Raw genomic sequence first — 1,824 nt, 5'->3', positions numbered from 1 at the left:
AGACATCCCACGGTGCTAAGCCGTCAAGCGGCTTCCGGGAGGATCTCCGTTGGCGAGTGGCGGGGGAAGGCCTTCGCTTCGTCGTAGGCCTCTCCGGCTTGCAGACAGTGGAACATCATTCCCATGAAGCGGTTGAACAGGTTGCGCTGGGCGGCGGTGTGACGGTCTCCGGCGGCTCGTCGGCGGTCGTAGTGGGCCCGGGCGCCCGGGGACGCCGTCAGGGAGGCGAAGGCCCATACGTAGCCGACGGCGGCCAGGCGCTGGTTCTTGACTCTGCGGCTGGTCACCACGCAGCTCTTGCCGCTGGCGCGGGTGACGGGGGCGCTGCCGGCGTAGGCCTTCATCGCCCCGGCGTGGGCAAACCGGCTGCGGTCATCGCCGATCTCGGCCAGCACCCGGGCGCCGGTTAAAGGGCCGAGTCCCGGAAAGCTCGTGATGATCGAGGAGTCTGGGTGCTGGTCGAAGGCGTCGGCGCTGGCGGCCTCCAGCTGGTCGGCGTTGGTGCAGGCGGTGTCGAGCTGCCGCAGCAGGGTGAGGGTCTGCTGGCCGAACGCCTCCTCGACCTGGCGGAGTTGATGGAGGTAGTCGCGGTGGAGGACCTCGTGGAGTCGGTCCGCCTCGGCCTCGATACCGCGGACCCGGCCGGCGCGTTTGAGTAGAGCGCGCAGCTGGCGGCGGGTTAGCTTGGCGGCCGCGGTCGGCGTCGGAGCCGCGGCCAGGAGGGCGCGGGCTTCACGCGAGCACAGGCCTTGGCGGTGCTCGGCAAAGGCGGCCAGGAGGGCAGGGTAGAACTCGCGCAGCTGGGAACGGAGTTTGTTGTGGGCCTGGGTGCGGTCCCAGACCGCGTCTTGCTGGGCCCGCGCGAGCACCGCGACCGCCTGGGCCAGCTCGGAGTCTGCGGGCAGCGGTCGGTGCGCGGCCATATCGGTGCGCAGGATGTTCGCCAGCGCGGCGGCGTCGATCGCATCCGACTTCTTGCGTGCGACCGAGTGCCGGTCGCGGTAGCGGGCCACGGCCAGCGGGTTAATGGCGAAGACCGGTCGCCCAGTCGTCCGCAGGCAGGCCACCAGCAGCCCGCGCGAGGTCTCGATAGCGACCGGGATTCGGTTCTGCTCGGTGTCACCGTGCTCGCTGAGCAGGGCGGTGAGCTGGGCGAATCCGGACGCGTCGTCCGTGATCCGCTGCTTGGCGAGCTGTTTTCCGGTGGCGTCGACCAGCGCGATGTCGTGATGATCTTCCGCCCAGTCCACCCCGCAGAAGATGGGTGTCGGTAAGTCCGCGAGCTCCATGAAGTTCTCCCTTGTGCTCTGTGTTTGTGCAGGCCAGAGCCTGTGCGGGGCGCGCGTGCTCCCTAATGGAAGTGCTCAAGGCACGACATCCCACTAGCCGTTCGCTACCCCAGCGGGCCGCGTGGCCCTCGGTCTGCGTAAGAGCTCTCGCGCTCGCGGCATCTTGAGAGGTGATCCATGCGGTCGGCTCAGGTGACGGACAGCGAACCGCGCCGGGCGGCGTGGGACGGGGAGAAGTTCCAAGCCGTCCTGCCCTGAGATGTTCCTACTCGGCTGTGCTCAGTCGGCGCATGCTTCTGCCGGTGCACAGCCGTCCCAACGACCAGTACTGGTCACAGGGCCGGAACCATCTCCAGCCAGGGTTCGCGGCCCAGGTGTCGTGTAGGCCTCGGCCCTGCGCCAGCAGGGGTAGCACGAGGGCCCGCTCTACCGATCAGGGCTCAGAGCCGCTGGTTCTGTGTAGGGCTTGATTCGTGCCGTCCCTTCACTGCCCATTAGGGCTTGATTCGTGCCGTCCCTTCACTGCCCATTAGGT

Annotated in this window: 1 protein-coding gene; it reads right to left on the bottom strand. The window is 68.3% G+C overall.

The features are described from left to right. Positions 1-23 precede the first annotated feature (23 nt). Positions 24-1,289, bottom strand: coding sequence for an IS110 family transposase (locus ABZ953_RS39310; protein ID WP_361734341.1), 1,266 nt, complete (start codon positions 1,287-1,289; stop codon positions 24-26). Positions 1,290-1,824: the final 535 nt, after the last annotated feature.

The sequence above is a fragment of the Streptomyces sp. NPDC046465 genome, assembly GCF_040646035.1.
In the GTDB taxonomy this organism is placed as follows: Bacteria; Actinomycetota; Actinomycetes; order Streptomycetales; family Streptomycetaceae; genus Streptomyces.
Note: the sequence above shows the minus strand (reverse complement) of the source record. Positions and strands in the feature narration are given on the sequence as shown.